At 72.5% G+C, this 21013-nt stretch carries 17 protein-coding genes and 1 pseudogene; 5 read left to right on the top strand and 13 right to left on the bottom strand.

What is annotated here, in order from left to right:
* Nucleotide 1: 1 nt before the first annotated feature.
* The 4 genes from ACZ6CL_RS06320 to ACZ6CL_RS06305 form a co-directional block, all read right to left on the bottom strand.
* Nucleotides 2-565 carry a hypothetical protein gene (locus tag ACZ6CL_RS06320; RefSeq protein ID WP_468931838.1) on the bottom strand — a complete coding sequence of 188 codons (564 nt, stop codon included), beginning with the start codon at nucleotides 563-565 and terminating at the stop codon, nucleotides 2-4.
* A 75-nt stretch (nucleotides 566-640) separates the two neighbouring features.
* Nucleotides 641-1228 (bottom strand): PspA-associated protein PspAB, encoded by a 588-nt coding sequence (gene pspAB / locus ACZ6CL_RS06315; RefSeq protein WP_468931835.1) that lies wholly within the window; start codon nucleotides 1226-1228, stop codon nucleotides 641-643.
* Between the two features lie 5 nt (nucleotides 1229-1233).
* On the bottom strand, nucleotides 1234-2142 hold the full coding sequence (gene htpX, locus ACZ6CL_RS06310; protein WP_468931833.1) for a zinc metalloprotease HtpX: 909 nt from the start codon (nucleotides 2140-2142) through the stop codon (nucleotides 1234-1236).
* Between the two features lie 145 nt (nucleotides 2143-2287).
* The gene (locus ACZ6CL_RS06305) at nucleotides 2288-3199 is read right to left on the bottom strand and encodes an LLM class flavin-dependent oxidoreductase (protein WP_468931830.1); all 912 of its coding nucleotides are present in this window, start codon (nucleotides 3197-3199) and stop codon (nucleotides 2288-2290) included.
* Nucleotides 3200-3316: 117 nt separating this feature from the next.
* On the opposite strand from ACZ6CL_RS06305, the gene ACZ6CL_RS06300 reads away from it, so the two are divergent.
* A complete protein-coding gene (locus ACZ6CL_RS06300) occupies nucleotides 3317-4198 on the top strand; it encodes a Cof-type HAD-IIB family hydrolase (protein WP_468931828.1) in 882 nt (293 codons plus the stop codon).
* A 64-nt stretch (nucleotides 4199-4262) separates the two neighbouring features.
* Here the strand turns inward: ACZ6CL_RS06300 and ACZ6CL_RS06295 are convergent, their stop codons facing one another.
* The 6 genes from ACZ6CL_RS06295 to hisC all read right to left on the bottom strand — a co-directional run bounded on the left by ACZ6CL_RS06295 (nucleotide 4263) and on the right by hisC (nucleotide 14697).
* The gene (locus ACZ6CL_RS06295; RefSeq protein ID WP_468931826.1) at nucleotides 4263-5099 is read right to left on the bottom strand and encodes a hypothetical protein; all 837 of its coding nucleotides are present in this window, start codon (nucleotides 5097-5099) and stop codon (nucleotides 4263-4265) included.
* Between the two features lie 295 nt (nucleotides 5100-5394).
* Nucleotides 5395-7074 carry a sensor histidine kinase gene (locus ACZ6CL_RS06290; RefSeq protein ID WP_468931824.1) on the bottom strand — a complete coding sequence of 560 codons (1680 nt, stop codon included), beginning with the start codon at nucleotides 7072-7074 and terminating at the stop codon, nucleotides 5395-5397.
* 60 nt (nucleotides 7075-7134) lie between these two features.
* Nucleotides 7135-10731: a thiol reductant ABC exporter subunit CydD gene (gene cydD, locus ACZ6CL_RS06285; RefSeq protein ID WP_468931822.1), complete on the bottom strand. Its 3597-nt coding sequence runs from the start codon at nucleotides 10729-10731 to the stop codon at nucleotides 7135-7137.
* A 31-nt stretch (nucleotides 10732-10762) separates the two neighbouring features.
* A complete protein-coding gene (gene cydB / locus ACZ6CL_RS06280; protein WP_468931820.1) occupies nucleotides 10763-11764 on the bottom strand; it encodes a cytochrome d ubiquinol oxidase subunit II in 1002 nt (333 codons plus the stop codon).
* Between the two features lie 25 nt (nucleotides 11765-11789).
* Nucleotides 11790-13385 (bottom strand): cytochrome ubiquinol oxidase subunit I, encoded by a 1596-nt coding sequence (locus ACZ6CL_RS06275; RefSeq protein ID WP_468931818.1) that lies wholly within the window; start codon nucleotides 13383-13385, stop codon nucleotides 11790-11792.
* Nucleotides 13386-13617: 232 nt separating this feature from the next.
* Nucleotides 13618-14697: a histidinol-phosphate transaminase gene (gene hisC / locus ACZ6CL_RS06270; protein WP_468931815.1), complete on the bottom strand. Its 1080-nt coding sequence runs from the start codon at nucleotides 14695-14697 to the stop codon at nucleotides 13618-13620.
* 403 nt (nucleotides 14698-15100) lie between these two features.
* Between hisC and ACZ6CL_RS06265 the strand changes: the two genes are divergently transcribed.
* From ACZ6CL_RS06265 to ACZ6CL_RS06255, 3 genes are all read left to right on the top strand, one after another.
* Complete coding sequence (locus ACZ6CL_RS06265) at nucleotides 15101-16201, top strand: LacI family DNA-binding transcriptional regulator (RefSeq protein WP_468931812.1); 1101 nt, start codon at nucleotides 15101-15103, stop codon at nucleotides 16199-16201.
* A gap of 231 nt (nucleotides 16202-16432) precedes the next feature.
* On the top strand, nucleotides 16433-17527 hold the full coding sequence (locus ACZ6CL_RS06260; protein WP_468931811.1) for a metallophosphoesterase: 1095 nt from the start codon (nucleotides 16433-16435) through the stop codon (nucleotides 17525-17527).
* A 190-nt stretch (nucleotides 17528-17717) separates the two neighbouring features.
* Entirely contained in the window at nucleotides 17718-18566 is an 849-nt protein-coding gene (locus tag ACZ6CL_RS06255; protein ID WP_468931808.1) for a hypothetical protein, read from the top strand.
* Here ACZ6CL_RS06255 and ACZ6CL_RS06250 read toward each other — a convergent pair.
* Both ACZ6CL_RS06250 and ACZ6CL_RS06245 read right to left on the bottom strand, forming a co-directional pair.
* A complete protein-coding gene (locus ACZ6CL_RS06250) occupies nucleotides 18563-19096 on the bottom strand; it encodes a TIGR03086 family metal-binding protein (RefSeq protein WP_468931805.1) in 534 nt (177 codons plus the stop codon). The two genes, ACZ6CL_RS06255 and ACZ6CL_RS06250, sit on opposite strands and share 4 nt — an antisense overlap.
* A gap of 361 nt (nucleotides 19097-19457) precedes the next feature.
* Nucleotides 19458-19637, bottom strand: a pseudogene (locus ACZ6CL_RS06245) (helix-turn-helix domain-containing protein); the annotation flags it as partial.
* A gap of 137 nt (nucleotides 19638-19774) precedes the next feature.
* On the opposite strand from ACZ6CL_RS06245, the gene ACZ6CL_RS06240 reads away from it, so the two are divergent.
* Complete coding sequence (locus ACZ6CL_RS06240) at nucleotides 19775-20320, top strand: flavoprotein (RefSeq protein WP_468931803.1); 546 nt, start codon at nucleotides 19775-19777, stop codon at nucleotides 20318-20320.
* A 200-nt stretch (nucleotides 20321-20520) separates the two neighbouring features.
* Here ACZ6CL_RS06240 and ACZ6CL_RS06235 read toward each other — a convergent pair whose 3' ends face one another.
* The gene (locus ACZ6CL_RS06235) at nucleotides 20521-20937 is read right to left on the bottom strand and encodes a hypothetical protein (protein WP_468931801.1); all 417 of its coding nucleotides are present in this window, start codon (nucleotides 20935-20937) and stop codon (nucleotides 20521-20523) included.
* Between the last annotated feature and the right edge of the window lie 76 nt (nucleotides 20938-21013).

Genomic DNA, 21013 nt, shown 5'->3' with positions numbered 1-21013 from the left:
GTCACGCCCGCGCGGCGTCCGGGGCGAGCCGGGCCTTGGCGCGCTCCGGGTAGCGGGCGGTGCACAGGAGGGGGAGGACGAACCCGGCGGCCTGCACGGCGAGCGGCACCCAGGCGTCCAGACCGGCGGCCACCGAGGCGGCCAGCGCCGCGGCGGTCAGGGCGAAGGCGACCGCCCAGACCGAGGAGATCACCACGTTGATCCGCCGGAACACCGCGGTGTGCCACACCTCGCGCGGCGCCTGCCGCCGGGCGATACCGGTGGTGAACGGGTGTCCGACGGCGAGCGTCGCCCCGGCGGTGATGGCCAGCCAGCCCATCGACAGCGCTCCGCCGTACTCCTTGAGGCCGCTGTCGGGCCGGGCGAAGGACCAGGCGGTCAGCACCGCGAAGAACAGCACCGTGCTGGCGTTCAGGATCAGGGCGTCCGCGGCCACCCCCTCCCTGCGGTACTGGACCAGCAGCCAGCCGCCCAGCACCAGCCCGGACAGCGCGCCCCACTGCCAGCCCAGCAACGCCACGAGGGAGAAGGCGATCCATGGGGTGAATCCGCGCAGGTAACTCATGTCCGCTCCGCGTGCCCCCGGCAGCCCCGGGAAAACTCCCGGGCCCGGGCCGCGGGACGGGGTGGAGGCCGCCCGTCACTGGAGTCCGGGCGCTCCCCACACCGGGAACCAGCGGCTCAGGTCCTGCTCGATCCGCAGATCGTCCCCGAGCAGCGCCCGCACCTGCAGTTCCAGCGCGTTGTCCCGCTTCTCGGCGGCGCCCGGCAGCGGTGCGAAGGGATAGAACGTACCGCGCTTGTAGAGGTAGACGAGCGCGAGCGAACGCCCCGCCGCCTCGTGGAACCCGAGCAGCGAGCACAGCAGCTGCGGGCCGAACCCCCCGTCCTGGAGCAGGGTGTTGACCGCGTGCAGGTCGTTCACCAGGGCCGCCAGGTCGTCCGGCGGCTGCCGGGCCAGCATCCAGGTGTAGCCGTATCCGTCCCGGCTGAACTCCACGGGCACCCCGCCCCGGTCGGTGTCCGCGTCCAGCAGCTCCGTCACGTCCCGCTGGAGGCGGCCGAAGGCGCCGCCCTCGACGCTGGCGAAGCACACCGACCCGAGCCCCGTCGGGGTGAACCCGGCCCCCGCCTCCAGGGTGACGGCGGCCGACGGCAGCCCGAAGAGCTGGTCGAGGTCGGGCCGTACGGGCTTGCTGCGGCCGAGGATGGCGTCGAGGAATCCCATCTGCCTCAGCCCTTCCCCGGGCCGCCCAGCTGGGCGGAGATGCGCCCGAGCTGCCCGAGCCGCTGCTCCAGCGTCGGGTGCGAGGACAGCAGTCGGCTGAGGCTCTCCCCGGAGAGCGCGGGGGCGAAGAAGAAGGCGTTGAACGGCTCGGCCTTGCGCAGATCGCGGGTCGGGATGCGGGACATCTGCCCGGTCACCTTGGTGAGGGCGGCGGCGAGCGCCGAGGGACGGCCGGTCAGCAGGGCACCGGCCCGGTCGGCGGACAGCTCGCGATAGCGGGACAGCAGCCGGGTCAGCAGAAAGCTGATCGCGTACACCACGGCGCTGACCAGCGGGATCAGCAGCACCGCGATGCCCACGTTGTTGTTGCGGCTGCTGCGGGACAGCCCGCCCCACAGGGCGGCCCGGGTCATGATGCCCGCGAGCACGCCGAGGAACGAGGCGATCGTCATGACCGCCACATCGCGGTGGGCGACATGGGACAGCTCATGGGCGAGGACGCCTTCCAGCTCGTCCGGCTCCAGCCGCCGCAGCAGCCCCGTCGTCGCGCACACCAGCGCGTTCTTCTGGCTGCGGCCGGTCGCGAACGCGTTCGGCACATCGGTGTCGGCGATCGCGACCCGCGGCTTCGGCATGTCGGCCAGCGCGCACAGCCGGTCCACCGCGCCGTGCAGCTCGGGCGCCTGCCGCGGAGTGACCTCCCGGGCGCCCATGCTGAACGCCGCGATCTTGTCGCTGAACCAGAACTGCGCGATGAACAGCCCGCCCGCGATGAGCAGGATCAGCGGCCAGGCACCGCGCAGCAGCGCGATCAGCACACCGACGAAGACCACGTAGAGCAGGCCGATGAGGAACATGGTCACGACCATGCGGGTGGTCAGCCCACGGTCGGGGGCATAGCGGGTATGCGGCATGGGTGCCTCCACAGTCACTGCGGCAGCGAAAGCCTCTCTACCCGATTCTGCTCCTCATTCCGGCCTTCGCGGCATTCGCGGCGCACCCGGCATAACGGAACGCCCACTCAGCGAGCGGTCCCGGAAGGCGTCTCAGGGGGCGGGCTCAGAGGGCGGCGACCCGCTCCGCGCCCTCCGTGGCGATCTTCTCGAAGACCCCGGGGTCGGCCGCGAAGACCGAGTCGGCGATCGGCCAGTGCAGCACGATCTCGTCGATGCCCAGCCGCGCGTGCTCGCCCGCGAAGTCGACGAAGGCCTCCACCGAGCTGAGCGGACGGGTCCCGTCCGGGGTGAAGCCGGTGAGCAGGATCTTGTCCGGCCCGTCCGCTTCCCGCCCGGCGTCGGCGCAGGCCTTGCCGAGCCGCTCGACCTGGCGGCCGATGGCGGCCAGCGAATCGGCGGGCGTGCCCGTCTCGAAGAGCTTCGGATCACCCGTGGTCACCCACGCCTGCCCGAACCGCGCCGCGAGCCGCATCCCGCGCGGGCCGGTGGCCGCGACCGCGAACGGCAGCCGGGGGCGCTGCGCGCAGCCGGGGATGTTGCGCACCTCGCGCGCGCTGTAGTGCTCGCCCTCGTAACTCACCACGTCGTGCGTCAGCAGCCGGTCGAGCAGCTCCGTGAACTCACCGAACCGGTCCGCCCGCTCCCGCGGCGTCCACGGCTCCTGTGCGCCGCGCAGCAGCGCCGTCGCGTCGAAACCGGAGCCGCCCGCGCCGATGCCGAGCGTCACGCGCCCGCCGGAGATGTCGTCCAGCGAGATCAGCTCCTTGGCGAGCGTCACCGGGTGCCGGAAGTTGGGGGAGGTGACCAGCGTGCCCAGCCGCAGCCGGGACGTCGCCGCGGCGGCCGCCGTCAGCGTCGGCACCGCCCCGAACCAGGGTCCGTCGCGGAAGCTGCGCCAGGACAGGTGGTCGTAGGTGTACGCCGCGTGGAAACCCAGCTCCTCGGCGCGCTGCCATAGCTCCCTGCCGCCGTCGGCCCAGCGGTCGACGGGCAGGATCACGGTGCTCACTCGCATGGCGTCGAGCCTAAGCGGTGCCACTGACAGCGGTGCCACCGACAGTCGGCGGCGCACGGCCCCTACGGCATGCAGGAGAGCGCCCTTCCCGCACCGATGAGCGGGCCATGCGGGAGGATGGTTGCCGTGACCCCAGCGATCGAGCAGCCCGAGAACCCGGCACCTGACCGTTCCGCCACCGCCACGCCCCGCCCCCGGCTGATCGCCACCGACCTCGACGGCACCCTGCTGCGGGACGACAAGACGGTCTCGGACCGCACCGTCGCGGCCCTCGCCGCGGCCGAGCGGGCGGGCATCGAGGTGTTCTTCGTCACCGGCCGCCCGGCGCGCTGGATGGACGTGGTCAGCGCCCATGTGCACGGGCACGGCCTGGCGATCTGCGCGAACGGCGCCGCCGTGGTCGACCTGCACCAGGGCGGCCTGCTGGTCGACGTCCGCCCCCTGGCCGCCGACCGGGCGCTGGCCGTCGTGGAGGCGCTGCGCCGGGCCGCGCCCGGCACGTCCTTCGCGGTCGAGCGCAGCGGCGGCATCTTCTACGAGCCGGAGTACCCGCCCTTCCATCTCGACCCGGGCGCGGTCATCGCCCCCGCCGAGAAGCTGCTCGACGACGGCTTCCCGCACGCCGACACCCCGGTCCTCAAGCTGCTCGCGCACCACAAGGAGCTGGTGCCGGACGACTTCCTCCGGCTCGCGCGCGGCGTCGCGGGCGCACACGGCGACTTCACCCGCTCCAGCCCGTCCGCCCTGCTGGAGGTCAGCGGACTGGGGGTCAGCAAGGCCTCCACGCTGGCCCGTTGCTGCGCCGAGCGCGGCATCGCGGCGGAGGAGGTCGTGGCGTTCGGCGACATGCCCAACGACCTGGAGATGCTGACCTGGGCGGGGACCTCGTACGCCATGGCCAACGCCCACCCGGACGTGCTCTCCGCGACCACGTACCGCACCGGCGCCAACACCGAGGACGGCGTCGCGGCCGTCATCGAGCGGATCCTGACGGGGTGAGCGCCCGCCCATGCACGCCGCCCCCGGCCGGGTGGCCGGGGGCGGTTCGTTCGTCTGACCGGATTTACCAGAAGAAGACCAGGTAGCCGTTGCCGCCGGGGGAACCGGGAGTACCGGCGGAACCGGGGGTGTTGCCGCCGGGGCCGCCGACGCCACCGTCGCCGCCCGCGCTGGTGTTGGTCGGGGGGAGCTCGACGATGCCGTCGACCGCGTCCCCGCCCTCGCCGCCCAGGGCGCCGCTCTCACCGTTCTCACCGGTGCGGTTCACCACGTAGAGGCTGTTGCAGGCGCCGGTGCCGCCGGTGCCCGGGATGCCCGGGGCGGCCGTACCGCCGCCACCGCCCGTGCCACCGATGCCGCCGCCCGCGATGAGCTGGACGCCGCTGCTGGAGGCCAGAGTGGTCGCGGTACCGGTGCCACCGGTACCGGCCGCACCGCCGGGGTTGCCGCCCGCCGGGCCACCGGGCCCCCCGGTACCGGCGGTGCCACCGGTGCCCAAGTCCACCGTGTAGGTGGCGAACGGCGTGACGGGGAGGACACACCAGGTGAAGCCGCCTGCCCCGCCACCCCCACCGGTGCCGCCGGTGCCGGTCAGCGTCGCGCTGGCGCCACCGCCACCACCGCCGCCACCGCCACCCGCGCCCCAGGCCTGGACGTGCACCGAGGTGACCCCGGGGGGCGCCGTGAAGGTGCCGTCCGCGGTGAACTCCCGCACCCCGTGGAGGATGGTCGGCGGCTTCGGCGGCTTGGGGTGGCCGCCACCGGTCAGCGGCATGGCGCCCGCCTGGGCGGGCGCCATGATCAGCAGCTGGCTGGAGATGGCCGCCGCGGTCGCGACGGAGGCGAGGAAGACCCGGCAGCGCGTCCGCGATCGCTGAGGAGTAGGGCTCTGGCTGTTCACGTCATGACGTCCTTCCCCGCGTCGGGCCGAGGAGCTGCGCGGAGTGTGAAGGGATACGGAAGACCGAGCGGCCCGCGAGCCTCATCCCACCCGCGGGCCCGGCGCCACGCACTCTGACGAGCTGCTAGTTGGACCGCGTAGGTGAGGAGTTGGGCCGCCCGGGCGATCTACGCCGCCATGGGGTTCCGTGCTGACCAGGCCGGATCGGCACGCGGCACCGGGAAGTGCCCGTGCCGGGTGCCGCGTGGTGCCCGTGCCAGGCGCCGCGAGCCCGGCCTGAACGGCGGGGCACCCCCTACAGCGGCACCTGCCAGACCACCGTCGTGCCGCCCCCGCCGGGCCCGTTGCCCGGTCCGTTCCGCAGCCCGAGCCCCGGCCCGTACGTACTCGATCCGCCCAGCGCCTCCGCCCGCCGGGCCAGGTTCGCGAGGCCGCTGCGCCGTCCGCCCGCCGGAACGCCCACCCCGTCGTCCGCGACCGTCAGCCGCACCGCGGGCCGCCCGTCGGCGAGCCGCGCCGTCACGTCCACGACCACCTCGATGCGCGCCGCCCGGGCGTGCCGGAAGGCGTTGGACAACGCCTCGCGCAGCGCCGCGATGAGGCTGGTTCCGGCCGGTTCGCCGACCCGCGTGTCGACCGGGCCGACGAAGCTCAGCGACGGCTGGAAGCCCAGCGGCACCGCCGCCGCCCCGACTTCCCGCAGCACCCGGGTGCGCAGCCCGGACGGCGCCCCCTCCGGGCCCTGCTGCAACGCGAAGATGGCCGTACGTATCTCCCGGATGGTGGCGCCCAGTTCCCCGGCGGCCCGCTCGACCTGCTCCCCCACCTCCGGCGACGCCTCCGCGTGCCGCCGCGCGCTCTCCAGCAGCATCCCCGTCGCGAACAGCCGCTGGATGACCAGATCGTGCAGATCGCGGGCGATCCGGTCCCGCTCCTCCAGCGCCGCCAGCCGCTCCCGGTCGCGCTGCGCCTCGGCGAGCACCAGCGCGACCGCGGCCTGCGCCGCGAACTGGGTGGCGAGCCTGCGCTCGGTGGCGGTGAACGGCCGGGCGCCGGGGCCGCGCGGGGTGGCCAGCACGCCCAGCACCCGGTCGCCGCCGCTCAGCGGCAGCATCATGCTCGGCCCGTAACGGCCCAGGACCCCGGCGGCCAGCCGGGGTTCGGCGGGCGGCTCGTCGATGAAGACCGGCTCCCCGGCCAGCAGCCGCGGCACGGCGGGGGAGCGGGCCGGGACGACCGCGCCGAGCAGCGCGGCTCCCTCCGGAGGGTTCGCGGCGCAGGCCGCCACGATCTCCAGCCCGCCGCCGCTCTCCTCCGGCACCAGCACGATGCCCGCCGCCGAACCGGCCAGATGGCGGGCCTTCTCCGCGACGACCACCAGGGCGTCCTCGGCGTCGCCGGAGAGCAGGGAGTGGGTGACGGCCACCGAACCGTCGATCCACCGCTCGCGCTGCCGGGTCGCCTCGTGGAAGCGGGCGTTGCCGATGGCGATCCCCGCCTCCGTGGCCAGCACCTTGACCATGTGCAGATCGGGCACGCTGAACTCGCCACCGTCCCGCTTCTCGGCGAGGCACAGATGGCCGAAGACCTCGTCCCCCACCCGGATCGGCACCCCGAGGAAGGACCGCGGCAGCGGTTCGGCCGACAGCAGCCCCGCCCCGGCGGACCGCCCGGCCAGCAGCGTGCCGCACCGCTCCCGGTCCGCCTCGGTCACCCCGTACGTGACGACGTCGGCGAGCCCCTGACCCGCCGCGTCGTTCACCCCGATCGCCGCGCAACGGGCGCCCGCCAGCTCGGCCGCGGTCTCGGCGATGCGGTCGAGGACCACGCGCAGCTCCAAGCCGGTGCCGATGGAGCGCATCGCCTCCAGCAGCCGCGGAACGCGCGCGGTCAGCTCGGTGGACAGCCCCTGGAGCCCGCGGGTCGCCTCCGCGGCGACGTCCAGGGGGTCCGGTGAGGGTGCCGAAGCCGCCATGCTCCGAGCGTAATGAATGGCTTTTGCCCGGGAAAGCAGAGTTTTCCCGACGGGAACCGGTCAGACGGTGACGCCGGAACGTGCCGGAGCCGCCTCCGCCGCCTCCCGCTCCAGCATCCGGCGGAACGGCCCGTCCGCCACGGCCAGTTCCCGGTACGTGCCGCGCTGCACCGCCCGGCCGCCGTCGAGCACGATCACCTCGTCGACCGCCTGCAGGCCCGCGAGCCGGTGGGTGATCAGTACGGTCGTACGGCCCCGGGTCGCCGTCAGCAGATCGGCGGTCAGCGCGTCGGCCGTCGGCAGGTCCAGATGCTCGGCGGGTTCGTCCAGCACCAGCACCGGGAAGTCCGCCAGCAGCGCGCGGGCCAGCGCGAGCCGCTGCCGCTGACCGCCGGAGAGCCGGGCGCCCAGCTCGCCGACGTGGGTGTCGAGACCGTCCGGCAGCCCGTCCACCCACTCCAGCAGCCGGGCGGCGGCCAGCGCCGCGCGCAGCTCGTCCTCACCGGCGCCGGGGCGCGCGAGGCGCAGGTTCTCCCGCAGCGAGCTGTCGAAGATGTGCGCGTCCTGGGCGCACAGCCCGACCAGCCGCCGCACCGCGTCGCCGTCCACGGCCGCCGCGTCCCGGCCCGCCAGGGTGTACGTACCGTCCTCGGCGTCCAGGAAGCGCAGCAGCACCTGGGCCAGCGTGGTCTTGCCGGAACCGGACGGGCCGACGACCGCGACCCGGCGGCCCGGACGCAGCTCCAGGTCGAACCCGTCCAGCGCGCGGGTGGGCTGCCCCGCGTGGCGCGCCGACAGCCCGCGCACCACCAGCGGAAAGGCCGACGAGGGCGGCTCCTCGGTGCCGTCGTCCCGTACCGGAAGCGGCGCGTCGACCACCTCGTACACCCGCTCCGCGGCCCGCCGCACCCGCTGCCGGTGCTGCACCGCGAGCGGCAGCCCGGCGACCGCTTCGAAGGCGGCCAGCGGCGTCAGCACCACGACGGCCAGCCACACCCCGTGGATCCGCCCGTCGGCCACCGCCCCGACCCCGGCCCAGGCCGCGACGGCCACGGTCAGACCGCAGACGAGGGCGGACAGCCCGGCGCCCGCGCCGGTGGCGGCGGCGCCCCGCCGGGCGATCCGGGTGAGCACCCCGTCGGCCCGGCGCACCGCGTCCAGCCGACGCGGCAGCGCGCCCGCCACCGTCAGCTCGGCGGTCCCGGCCAGCAGATCCACCACCTGCGCCGACAGCGCGCCGCGCGCGGGCGACAACCGGCGCTCCGCCCGCCGGGCGAGCGCGCCCGACACGGCGGGCACCCCGGCCCCGGCCACCACCAGCCCGACCGCGAGCACGGCCCCGGCCTCGGGCAGCACCCAGGCGGTGAACCCGACCGAGGCGGCGCTCACGACCACCGCCGCGCCGACCGGCAGCAGCCAGCGCAGGAAGTAGTCCTGCACGGCGTCCACGTCGGCCACCAGCCGGGAGAGCAGATCCCCGCGCCGGGTCTCCTTGAGCCCAGCGGGCGCCAGCCGCTCCAGCCGCCGGTAGACGGCGACCCGCAGCTCGGCCAGCACCCGGAGCACCGCGTCGTGCGAGACCAGCCGCTCGGCGTACCGGAAGACGGCCCGCCCGATCCCGAACGCCCGCGTCGCGGTGACCGCCACCATCAGGTACAGCACCGGCGGCTCCTGGGACGCCCGCGAGATCAGCCACCCGGAGACGGCCATGAGCCCCACGGCACTCATGAGCGCCAGACTCCCGAGCAGCAGCGCCAGCCCGAACCGCCCCCGCGCACCCCGCGCGGCGTCCCGCACCCGAGCCAGCACCCTGGGCGCACCCGCTGCCCCGACGCCCGTACCGGCGTCGTACTCGCCGTCCATCGCAGGGCGCACCGGGGGCACATCAGACCCGGCCGAGGGACCGGCGTCCGACGCCGCCGCATCGTCCGTCACCATCCGCGCCGCGTCGGCAGGCTCGGCGCGGCCCGCGCCGACGCCAGGGTGGCCACGGTCGGCCGCAGGCCCTGGCAGGCCCGCGGGCCCCGGCAGGGCGATGACGCGGTCGGCCAGGGGCAGGAGGGCCGGGCGGTGGATGACCAGGAGGACCGTGCGGCCCTCGGCCAGGCGGCGCACCGCGTCGACGACCGCCGCCTCCGTCGCGCCGTCCAGGTTCGCGGTGGGCTCGTCGAGCAGCAGGACCGGGCGGTCGGCCAGGAAGGCGCGGGCCAGGGCGATGCGCTGGCGCTGGCCCGCGGACAGGCCCGCGCCCATCTCGCCGAGCCGAGTATCGGCCCCCTCCGGCAGGGCGGAGACGAAGCCGAGGGCGTCGGCCTGGCGCAGGGCCTCGCGGACGGCGGTGTCGTCGGCGTCGGGCCGTGCCAGCCGGACGTTGTCCGCGATGCTCCCGGCGAAGAGATACGGCCGCTGCGGCACCCAGGCGATCTGGCGCCGCCAGCTTTCGGGGTCGAGCGACGCCAGGTCGCGGCCGCCGACGAGCACCCGGCCCCCGGACGGTTCGGCGAAGCCCAGCACGGCGTTCAGCAGCGTCGTCTTGCCCGCGCCGCTGGGTCCGGTGATCGCCACCGTCTCGCCGGGGCGGACCTCGAACGAGACCGGGGCCAGGGAGGGGTCGGTCCGCCCGGAGTGACGTACCGTCAGCCCTTCGACCGTGAGCGCGGCGCCCCGGGCGTCGGGGGCGGGCGACGTACCAGCGGCGGCCGGTTCCCGCTCCAGCACGGCGAACGCCTCGTCCGCTGCGGCGAGTCCCTCCGCCGCCGCGTGGTACTGCGCGCCCACCTGCCGCAGCGGCAGATACGCCTCGGGCGCGAGGACGAGCACCATCAGCCCGGTGTACAGGTCCAGTTCGCCGTGGACGAGCCGCATGCCGATGCCGACCGCGACCAGCGCGACGGACAGCGTGGACAGCAGCTCCAGGGCGAAGGAGGACAGGAAGGCCAGCCGCAGCGTCTTCAGCGTGGCCCGCCGGTAGTCGCCCGTGATGGACCGGATCGCGGCGGCCTGGGCCTTGGCGCGGCCGAAGACCTTGAGCGTCGGCAGCCCGGCGACGACATCGAGGAAGTGACCGGACAGCCGGGACAGCAGCCGCCACTGGCGGTCCATCCGGGACTGGGTCGCCCAGCCGATGAGCACCATGAACAGCGGGATCAGCGGCAGGGTGACGACGATGACCACCGCCGAGACCCAGTCGGCGGTGACGATCCGGGCGAGCACGGCCGCCGGAACCACCACCGCGAGCCCCAGCTGGGGCAGATAGCGGGCGAAGTAGTCGTCCAGCGCGTCGATGCCCCGGGTGGCGAGGGTGGTGAGTTCGCCGGTGCGCTGGGAGTCCAGCCAGCCGGGCCCGAGCCGCACCGACCGGTCCAGCAGCCGCAGCCGCAGCTCCGACTTGACCGTGGCGCTCGCCCGGTGCGCGGCCAGCTCGGTCAGCCAGGAGACGGCGGCCCGGCCCCCGGCGACCAGCGCCAGCCAGATCAGCGGTGCGGTCAGGGCGCCGACGCCCTCGTCCCGCTGGAACGCGCCCACCACGATCTCGGCGATCAGCATGGCCTGCGCGATGACGAGCCCGGCCCCGGCGAGCCCCAGCGCCACGGACGCCGCCAGGAAGAACCGGGTCGCCCGCGCGTACCGGAGCAGTCGCGGATCGATTGGTTTCACGTGAAACACACCACCTGAGCCATCGGGCGCATCAGTGGGCGGCGGGGATGTGCTGGGTCCCGATGCGCTTGCGGAAGACCCAGTACGTCCACGCCTGGTAGGCCATGATCAGCGGCATCATGATGACCCCGACCCACGTCATGATCTTCAACGGGTAGGCGCTGGCGGCCGCGTTCGCCGCCGTCAGGCTCCACTCCGGGTTCAGCGAAGACGGCATGACGTCCGGGAAGAGCGCCAGGAAGAGCATCGCGACCGACGCCGCGATGGCCACCCCGGACAGGCCGAACGCCCAGCCCTCACGCCCGCGCGCGTTCATCACCAGGGCCGCGGCCAGCGCCGCCACCGCGAGGACCACCGCGACCAGGCTGCGCCCGTTGCCGCTGTCGGCCTGGGTCCAGCCGAGGAACGCGACCGCGGCCACGGCCGCGACGGGGCCCAGCCAGGCCGCGTACCGGCGCGACCGCACCCGGATGTCCCCAGCCGTCTTGAGCGCGGCGAAGACCGCCCCGTGGAAGGTGAACAGCACGAGCGTGACGACGCCGCCGAGCAGGGCGTACGGGGTGATCAGGTCACCCAGGCCGCCCGCGTAGTTCTTGTCCGGGCCGATCGGCACCCCGTGCACCAGGTTGGCGAAGATCGCGCCCCACAGGAACGCGGGGAGCAGCGAACACCAGAAGATCGTGTGCTCCCAGTTGCGCTGCCAGCGGTCCTCGCCGCGCTTGTGCCGGTACTCGAAGGCGACACCGCGCAGGATCAGACAGACCAGGATGGCCAGCAGCGGCAGGTAGAAGCCGCTGAAGAGGGTCGCGTACCAGTCGGGGAAGGCCGCGAACGTGGCACCGGCGGCGGTGATCAGCCAGACCTCGTTGCCATCCCAGACCGGCCCGATGGTGTTGATCAGCACACGGCGCTCGGTACGGTCCCGGGCGAGCAGCTTGGTCAGCACGCCGATACCGAAGTCGAAGCCTTCGAGGAAGAAATAGCCGGTCCACAGGAAGGCGATCAGCAGGAACCAGAAGTCGTGAAGGTGCATGAGTCTCTCCGCCCGTCGTGACGCGTCAGTACGCGAAGGTCAGCGGCTTGTCGGCGTCGTCCTCCGCGGCGGACCCGCCGCCGGGGCCGCCCGGTCCGCCCGAGGGCAGCCGCAGCTTCGGGTCCTCAGCGGGCGGCTTCTCGTCGGTGTCCGGCCCGGCCTTGGCGTACTTGGCCAGGAGCCGCACCTCGATCACGGCGAGCACGCCGTACAGCAGCGTGAAGACGCCGAGGGAGATGAGGACCTCGGTCTGGCTCACGCCGGGGGAGACCGCGTCGGAGGTCTTCATCAGCCCGTACACCGCCCAGGGCTGGCGCCCCATCTCGGTGAAGATCCAGCCGAAGGAGTTGGCGATCAGCGGGAACCCCATGGTGAGGATGCCGATCCGCCAGGACCACTTGGTGAGCAGCGGGCTCATCTCACGCTTCTTGGTGAGCATGAGCCGGGGGACCTCGTCGTCGGCGGTGCGGAAGGCGGGGTCGAGCCAGCGCTTCTTGCGGGTCGTCCACAGCCCGATGACACCGGCGGCGAACGAGGTCATGCCGAATCCGATCATCAGCCGGAAGCCCCAGAAGGTCATGAAGATGCTGGGGATGTAGTCCTCGGGCTGGCCCCCGTAGGCGGCGGCCTCCTTCTGGGCGACGTCGTTGATGCCGGGGACGGCGTCGGTGAAGTTGCTGTGCGCGAGGAAGGACAGCGCCGCGGGGACCTCCAGCTCGACGCTGTTGTGCCCCTCGCTGACATCGCCCACCGCGAAGACGGAGAAGGGCGCGGGCGCCTGGGTGTCCCACAGCGCCTCCGCCGACGCCATCTTCATCGGCTGCTGCTCGAACATCACCTTGCCGAGCGAGTCACCGCTGATCGCCGTACCCAGTCCGGCGACGACGGCCACGACCAGACCGACCCGCAGGCTGGCCCGCATCGCCCCGATCTGCTTCTTCTCCTTCGTGCCCAGGTCCTCGCCGCGGATCTGCTTGCGCTTCGCCCGCCACAGGTGCAGGGAGGCGATGCCCACGATGAAGGCGCCGCCGGTGAGGAACGCGGCGGTGAGGGTGTGGAAGACCACGACCAGGGTGGTGTCCTGGGTCAGCACCGCCCAGATGTCGGTCAGCCGGGCCTTTCCGGTGGCCTTGTCGATGGCGTACCCGGTCGGGTGCTGCATCCAGGAGTTGGCGGCGAGGATGAAGTACGACGACAGGACGGTGCCGAGCGAGACGATCCAGATGCAGGCGCAGTGGATCTTCTTCGGCAGCTTGTCCCAGCCGAATATCCACAAGCCGATGAAGGTGGACTCGAAGAAGAACGCGAGCAGCGCCTCCATCGCGAGCGGGGCACCGAAGACATCACCGACGAAGCGCGAGTAGTCGGACCAGTTCATGCCGAACTGGAACTCCTGGACGATGCCGGTGACGACACCCATCGCGATGTTGATCAGGAAGAGCTTGCCCCAGAACTTGGTGGCGTGGAAGTACTTCTCCTTGCCCGTGCGGACCCAGGCGGTTTCCAGCCCGGCGGTGATCGCCGCGAGAGAGATCGTCAGGGGGACGAAGAGGAAGTGGTAGACGGTCGTGATCCCGAACTGCCATCGCGCCAGCGTCTCCGGCGCCAGAGCCAGCTCCACGTGAATCTCTCCTTACGGTCTTGCCGTGCCCGCACGGTCGTGCCGTGCCGCTCCCCGAAGCGAGCTTGTGAACGTATTCACATTCACAAGCAATGATACGCACACGGATTCGCCCCCTCCCACCTGGGGGTGGGAGGGGGCGAATGGGACACGCTTGGGTATCCTGCGCTGCTGAGCGCCAGCCCGGCGTCGCGCGCCAAACCCGGCGTCGCCGCTCAGCGGCAGCCCGGCGTCACAGCTCCTTGCGGAACTCCTCGGCGGCCCGCAGGAAGAGGTCGTTCGCCTCCCGCTCGCCGATCGTCACGCGCGTCCCCTCGCCCGGGAACGGCCGCACGACCACGCCCGCCGCCTCGCACACCGCCGCGAAGTCGGCCGTACGCTCCCCCAGCCGCAGCCAGACGAAGTTCGCGTGCGAGTCCGGCACCGTCCAGCCCTGGCCGGTCAGCGCCTCGGCCACCCGTGCCCGCTCGGTGACCAGCGCCTCGACCCGCTCGCGCAGCGCGTCCTCGCTGTGCAGCGAGGCGACCGCGGCGTCCTGGGCGAGCTGGCTCACACCGAAGGGGACCGCGGTCTTGCGCAGCGCCGCGGCCACCGGCTCATGGGCGATCGCGAAGCCGACCCGCAGCCCGGCCAGGCCGTACGCCTTGGAGAAGGTCCGCAGGACGCACACGTTCGGCCGGTCGCGGTAGAGGTCGATGCCATTGGGGACCTGGTCGTCCCGGATGAACTCGATGTACGCCTCGTCCAGCACCACCAGCACATCGGACGGCACCCGGTCCAGGAACCGCTCCAGCTCCGCCCGGCGCACCACGGTGCTGGTCGGATTGTTGGGGTTACAGACGAAAATCAGCCGGGTGCGGTCGGTGATCGCATCCGCCATCGCGTCCAGGTCGTGGACCTCCGCGTCGGTCAGCGGGACCCGCACCGAGGTCGCGCCCGCGATCTGAGTGATGATCGGATATGCCTCGAAGGACCGCCAGGCGTAGATCACCTCATCCCCCGGCCCGGCCGTCGACTGGACGATCTGCTGGGCCAGGCCGACCGAACCCGTCCCGGTGGCCAGGTGCTCCAGCGGTACGTCGAACCGGCTCGCCAGCTCGGCGATCAGGGCGGTGCAGGCGAGGTCGGGGTAGCGGTTGAAGGACGCGGCGGCGTTCGCCACCGTCTCCAGCACCCCGGCCAGCGGCGGATACGGATTCTCGTTGGAGGACAGCTTGAAGGAGCTGGGTCCGTTCCCGGCGGCCGGCTTACCGGGCTTGTACGTCGGAATCCCGTCCAGCGCGGCGCGCAGCTTGGGGTTCTTCTCACTCACCGGCAGTCCTCCTCGACCCGTCCCTTCGGCTCCGTGCGCAGGCTTCGCACACGGCAATACTGCACACCTTATGAGGATTGCCCCGCCCGGCGTACCCGCCGGGGCGCCCGCGTCCCCGCCGGCGGCGCCCGCGTGCCCGCCGGGGGGAGCGCCCCGCTCATTCGCGCGCGCCGGTGGCGAGCGCCGTAGCGCGCGTCACTCGTGCAGGTGAGTTGAGACCTCTTCGAGACATCGAGCAATCGCCAGGCGTGGATATGCCAGAGGCGACCAGACCCCTCCCCGTCACCCCAACTGGCTTCACTTCCAAGGGAATTGGCCGGAGCGCTCATGCAGAAACGTGCCTTCCGAATACCGATGGCGGAATCGCGCAGACCGGGCACTCGGGCCCTACTATCGGCTGGCCATGACAGCAGCAGGGAAGCACCAGGTGAGCCGGTCGGCCGGCCGCCGGTTAGGCAGGGCGGGCATCCGGGATGTGGCCGCCGCCGCCGGGGTCTCGATCACGACCGTCTCCGACGCGCTCAACGGCAAGGGACGGCTCCCGGATGCCACCCGCCGCCACGTCCGCGAGGTCGCCGAGCGGCTGGGCTATCGCCCGTCCGCCGCGGCCCGTACCCTCCGTACCGGCAAGTCCGGCCTCCTCGGCCTGACCGTGACCACGTACGGGGATGAACCTTTCACCTTCACCGAGTTCGCCTACTTCGCCGAGATGGCGCGGGCCGCGACCTCCGCCGCGCTGGCCCGGGGCTACGCCCTGGTGATCCTCCCGGCCACCTCCCGCCACGACGTGTGGTCCAACGTCGCGCTCGACGGCACCATCGTGATCGATCCGTCCGACCACGACCCGGTCGTCGCCGAGCTGCTCCGCCAGGGCCTGCCCGTGGTCAGCGACGGCCGCCCGGCGGGCACCCTCCCGGTGACCGCCTGGGTCGACAACGACCACGAGGCGGCCGTGCTCGGGCTCCTGGACCATCTCGCCGAGGCCGGTGCCCGCCGTATCGGGCTGCTCACCGGCACCACCACCGACACGTACACCCGGCTCTCGACCGAGGCGTATCTGCACTGGTGCGAGCGGGTGGGACAGGACCGGGTGTACGAGGCGTACCCGGCCCACGACCCCCGTGCCGGGGCCGTCGCCGCCGACCGGCTGCTCGCCCGTCCGGACCGCCCCGACGCGGTCTACGGGCTCTTCGACCCCAACGGCACGGATCTGCTCGCCGCCGCCCGCCGCTACGGGCTGCGCGTCCCGGAGGACCTGCTGCTGGTGTGCTGCAGCGAATCCACGGTCTACCGGACCACTGAACCGCCCATCACGACGCTCTCGCTCAAGCCGCGCCGGATCGGCACCGCCGTGGTGCAACTGCTCATCGACGCCATCGAGGGGCTCGACAGCGACCGCCCCGTCGAGCAGGTGATACCCACCGAACTGATCGTGCGGACGTCGTCCCAGCGCCGTCCGCCGCGTACGACGGTCAGCCCGCCGCGCAGCCGCGCCGGAGGATGATCTGAGGGTGACTCAAGGATGACCCGAAGAGGACCCGCGCCCCGTGGGCTTCCCCTACCGGGCCAATCCGGGATAAATGACCGTCCAAGCAGGGCCGAACACCGATTGACGGCACCCTGGTGCGTCACAAGCCCTCTCGGTCATTCCTATGATGGGCGGACGACACCGCGGACCGCCGTCGACCAGGCAAGGTCCACAAGGTGGGACGGCGGCGCGATGGTGGAGGGGTCGATGACTCAGGGGGCCGGTCTGGAAGCCACGGCAGGGACCACGGCGGCACATCCGCCCGTGCCCGCGTACGGGGCGTCCACGCCGCCCGGGCCGGTGCCTGCCGCACCCGCGCCTGCCCCGATGCCGCACGGGTACACCCCGACCGAGAAGCTGCCGGTCGTGGGCCCGGGGCACACCATCGCGGACACCCGGCTGGTGCCCCCGCAGGACCGCCCGACCATCGCGCTCACCTCGGTGACCGATCCGGAGGCCGAACTCGCCGACGACGAGGGCCCGGGCCCGCTGTACGTCGTGGGCGACGTCCACGGGTACCACGACGAGCTGCGCGAGGCGCTCGCCGCCCAGGGCCTGATCGACGACAAGGGCAGCTGGGCGGCCGGGAACGCCCGGCTGTGGTTCCTCGGCGACTTCACCGACCGCGGCCCGGACGGCATCGGCGTCATCGACCTGGTGATGCAGCTCTCCGCCGAGGCCGCGGCCGCGGGCGGCTACTGCAAGGCGCTGATGGGCAATCACGAACTGCTCCTCATCGGCGCCAAGCGGTTCGGCGACACCCCCGTCAACTCCGGTGCCGGCACCGCCTCCTTCCAGGCCGCCTGGCTGCTCAACGGCGGCCAGCGCACCGACATGGAGCGGCTGGAGGACCATCACCTCCAGTGGATGTCACGGCTGGACGCGATGGCCGAGGAGGACGGGCATCTGCTCGTCCACTCCGACACCACCGCCTATCTGGAGTACGGCGACTCGATCGAGGCCGTCAACGACACCGTCACCGAGACACTCCAGCGCAGTGACGCCGACGAGTGCTGGGACCTGTTCCGCAAATTCACCAAGCGCTTCGCCTTCCGCGACGAGGACTCCGGCCCGATGGCCGCGCGTGAATTGCTCGGCACCTACGGCGGGGAGCGCATCGTCCACGGGCACAGCCCGATCCCGTATCTGCTGGGCGAAGTCGGCTCGGAGGACGGCGAGGACGACGGCACGCCCGCGGTGGAGGGCCCGCACGTCTACGCGGACAATCTCGCGGTCGCGATGGACGGCGGCATCACCATGGCCGGAAAACTGCTGGTCGTACAACTGCCGCTCGGCACGTGAGGGTGACGCGGACGCGCGACGGAAGAGCCGGACGGGGCCACCGGGGCTGAGCAAATCACGAAACTTGCTGTCACCCCGCGCCGGATCGGCTCTACCATCGGTTTATCCGTCGCAGGCTCTCCTCCGTTTCCGCCCGACTGCCCGGTGAAAGCCGGACACCAAGGCCTTACGGAGTATCGGGGGATGCACCATGAAAAGCGCTCCGCACCTGTTCGCCGAGGACCGCCCGGAGTTCGAGCGAGTTCTCGACGAGGTGCTGCGTACCGCGGACCGCCGACCGGATCTGCCGGGCATAGGACAGCGGCTCACCACCGAGCAGCTGCGCACCATGGCGCTCAGCGCCTCGGCCGCCATCACCGCGTGCGCGGCCGCCGAATACCAGGATTACGTCCTCGCCCGCACCCGGCTGCGCGAGCCCGCCCCGCCCCTCCCCATGGCCGCGGTCCCCGAGGACGACGACGAGCACGCGCACTCCGCCGGGTTCACCGGCGCCGTCCTGGACGCCTCGGGGGCAGGGCTGCTCCCCATGCTCGCCGTCCTGGCCCCGGTGCTGGCCGGGACCGCCGCGCTCATCTTCCTGCTCGTCGGCTATGTGCTGCACGTCCTGGACCCCGTGCCGTCCATCGCCCAGCCGATGATCACCGCGGGCTGGTTCTTCGCCGCCCTCACCGCCGCGGGCATCCTGCTCGCCGCCGTCGGCCTCCTCCTCACCGCCCTGCGCAACGGCTCCAGCGCGATCCGCGGCGAGGCCCTGGCCGAGCAGCTGGAAGAGGTGGACCGGGCCAGAGAGGCCTGGCGGCAGGCCCTGCTGGAGCGGGGCGTCCTCCCCTTCCTCCACGAGGCCCTGGCCAACCCCTCGGCCCCCGCCCCGTGGACCGCCTACGTCCCCGGCCGCTCCGAGGCGGGCCGCACCCCCCACCTCGGCTACAGCCGCCCGGGCTTCAGCACCGACGACGAGGGCCCCAGGGCCCGCCCCCGCTACACCAGCCCGGACTACACCAGCCCCGAGTACGGCGGCCCGGAGAACCAGCCGGACTAGCCGCTCGCCCGCCCGGTGAGCGCCAGCATCCGCGCGAACGGATCCGCCCCGGGCCCCGGGTCGGTGCCGACCGCGAACGCCCCCGTGGCACCGAGCCCCGGCCCCGCCGGGACCAGCCACTCCAGCGCCGCCCCGGTCAGCTCCTGATCGGGCGTGAACTCCGCGCCCCGGGCCCGCGCCAGGTCCCAGGCGTGCACATAGACATCGCTCCAGCGGATCCGCACCGCCGCGTCCCCACTCAGCTCGCCGACGACCGGATTCCGTACGGTCCGCCCGGACACCCCCGGCAACCCGGCGGCCCGCTCCGCCCGCCCGGCCCACTCCGCGAACGTGTCCCCGGGCCCGGGAGCGACCTGGTCGCCCGTCAGGGCGGACACCAGATGCGCATGGCCCAGCAGGACGTGCCTCACCAGCTCCCGCACCGTCCACTCGCTGCACGGAGTGGCCAGCCCCCACGCGTCGTCCTCGATCCCGTCAAGGTGCTGGGCGAAGCGCTGGTTGGCGATGCGCAAGGCGCGTAAGTTGTCCATCGGCTGCTCCGGAAGGCTCGCGTAGGCGTCGGGCTTCGTGACGGCCCCACCCAAGCACGAACCCGCCGCCGCGACGAGGGGTCACGGCGACGGGCTTCCGAGGCGTCAGTGCGAGCTGGTCTCCCTCACGGCGTACGCGCAGTCCCACCGGAGCGGGCTCGATGCGCCACTCAGGCTGAGCGCGACGGTCCGGGCTCAGCCCCGTGCTCCCCTCGTTTGAGTCGGTCGGGTGTCCTCGTCCTCGTCGGGGAGAGGGATGCGCCTGCCACGGCTCTCCGCCACCCGCAGTGCGTCCCGCAGCGCCTCGACCAGGCGGTTCGCGAGGAAGCGCAGCTCTCCGGCCTCCGCCTTCGGGTTTGCACAGGGCCTTGGCGACAGCGGCCACCAGATCAGGGCTGGCCGGTTTGTGCCCGGACTCGACCTGAGTGAGCAGGCTGTACGAGTAGGGGACCTTCTGGGCCAGTCCGCGCTGCGTCAACCCATCCCGTTTCCGGTGATGTGCGATCCGAGTGCCCGTGTGATCGTCGCTGGGGAGCGGCATGCATGCCGCCCTGTTCGTGACTCACTCAGCAGCACGCTACCCGCCGGGACGAGGCCGACAATGGCGAACAGCGATCTCAGCCCCCGGCTGGGGATGACGGTTTGCGGGTGAGGCGCGCATCGCGGTGAACTGCCGCCATGACTGCGAATCGCGTCTTGTACCTGCTGGGAAGCGCTGCCCCACCCGTACTGAACATCGCAGGCGTCATTGAGCAGGCCCAGGCCGCCGACTGGGACGTCTGCCTCGGATTGACTCCCACGGCCGCACGCTGGCTTGACGACGAGCTGCCAGCGCTGGAAGAGCTAACCGGATACCCGGTGCGCAGCCAGTACAAGCTCCCCCGAGAGCCGGACGTCTGGCCCCCCGCGGACGTCGCCATCGTGGCACCCGCCACCTTCAACACGATCAACCAATGGGCATTGGGGATCACCGACAAGTTCATCGTCGGGTTCGTGGCTGAAGCCATCGGCAAGGGCATCCCCACCGTGGCCATGCCATGCGTCAACGCCGCCTACGTGCGGCACTCCCAGTTCGACGCCAGCATTGCCACGCTACGGGCAATGGGAGTGCGTGTGCTCTACGGCGAAAGCGGCTTCGTACCCAACGAGCCGGGCCAAGGTCGGCCAGAGGGCTACCCGTGGCACCTGACCCTGGACGCGGCTTCGCGGATGCTCCGCCTATAGACGTCGAATGACTTGCGCTTCCGCTCTTTCGACTGGTGTACGGCTGTAGACATGCACAAGCGCGAGATGGAAGAGCGCCGGGGCGAGAGGCGCCCACCGGTGGATGCGATCGGCGCGCAGCAGGTACTTGGCCACGGCAGCGGGACGGAAAGGTACGTAGTCGATGGTCTGATGTTCCCATCGGTCGGCGACTCCCCTGCTCATACGTGCTTGCAGGACATCCCCTCGTTGACAGAGGAGTTCCATACCCCCGGCGCCATGCGGACCCGGTCACTTCGCTGGCTGACGACGAGCATGTCGTCAGCCGTGACCACCGCGACGTTCACAGCGAAGCTGCAGTGCAGGAACGCAGGTGCTCGCAGCGGGTTGTCCGGGTCCAGGTAGCGGGTACGAGGGGTTGTCCCGTCGGACAGTCGCCGGTCCAGTTGCTGAGCCGCAAGAAAGGTGTAGTAGTCCGTCGGGCGCAGCCGCAGGTGCACCTCGGGCTGCTCGTCGAGGGCCGTCCGGGAGACGTCGAACGATTCGACCGCGTAACGAGGACCGTTCCACAGCGGCGTCCGGCCCTCGGCCCGCAGACGCTCACTCTCCGTATCGATCTCCTCCCGCCAACCCGCCATGGGACGCGCGCCACAACGACCGAGCCGCCGGGCTCCGGAAAGTGTGTTTCCGGAGCCCGGCGGCCGTAGAGCAGGG

The sequence above is a fragment of the Streptomyces sp. NPDC041200 genome, assembly GCF_055591805.1.
This window is presented reverse-complemented; position numbering and strand designations above follow the sequence as displayed.

Coding starts and splice junctions, on each gene's coding strand:
- ACZ6CL_RS06320 (WP_468931838.1), bottom strand. CDS start 565: ATGAGTTACCTGCGCGGATTCACCCCATGGATCGCCTTCTCCCTCGTG.
- pspAB (WP_468931835.1), bottom strand. CDS start 1,228: ATGGGATTCCTCGACGCCATCCTCGGCCGCAGCAAGCCCGTACGGCCC.
- htpX (WP_468931833.1), bottom strand. CDS start 2,142: ATGCCGCATACCCGCTATGCCCCCGACCGTGGGCTGACCACCCGCATG.
- ACZ6CL_RS06305 (WP_468931830.1), bottom strand. CDS start 3,199: ATGCGAGTGAGCACCGTGATCCTGCCCGTCGACCGCTGGGCCGACGGC.
- ACZ6CL_RS06300 (WP_468931828.1), top strand. CDS start 3,317: ATGGTTGCCGTGACCCCAGCGATCGAGCAGCCCGAGAACCCGGCACCT.
- ACZ6CL_RS06290 (WP_468931824.1), bottom strand. CDS start 7,074: ATGGCGGCTTCGGCACCCTCACCGGACCCCCTGGACGTCGCCGCGGAG.
- cydB (WP_468931820.1), bottom strand. CDS start 11,764: ATGCACCTTCACGACTTCTGGTTCCTGCTGATCGCCTTCCTGTGGACC.
- ACZ6CL_RS06265 (WP_468931812.1), top strand. CDS start 15,101: ATGACAGCAGCAGGGAAGCACCAGGTGAGCCGGTCGGCCGGCCGCCGG.
- ACZ6CL_RS06260 (WP_468931811.1), top strand. CDS start 16,433: ATGACTCAGGGGGCCGGTCTGGAAGCCACGGCAGGGACCACGGCGGCA.
- ACZ6CL_RS06255 (WP_468931808.1), top strand. CDS start 17,718: ATGAAAAGCGCTCCGCACCTGTTCGCCGAGGACCGCCCGGAGTTCGAG.
- ACZ6CL_RS06250 (WP_468931805.1), bottom strand. CDS start 19,096: ATGGACAACTTACGCGCCTTGCGCATCGCCAACCAGCGCTTCGCCCAG.
- ACZ6CL_RS06240 (WP_468931803.1), top strand. CDS start 19,775: ATGACTGCGAATCGCGTCTTGTACCTGCTGGGAAGCGCTGCCCCACCC.
- ACZ6CL_RS06235 (WP_468931801.1), bottom strand. CDS start 20,937: ATGGCGGGTTGGCGGGAGGAGATCGATACGGAGAGTGAGCGTCTGCGG.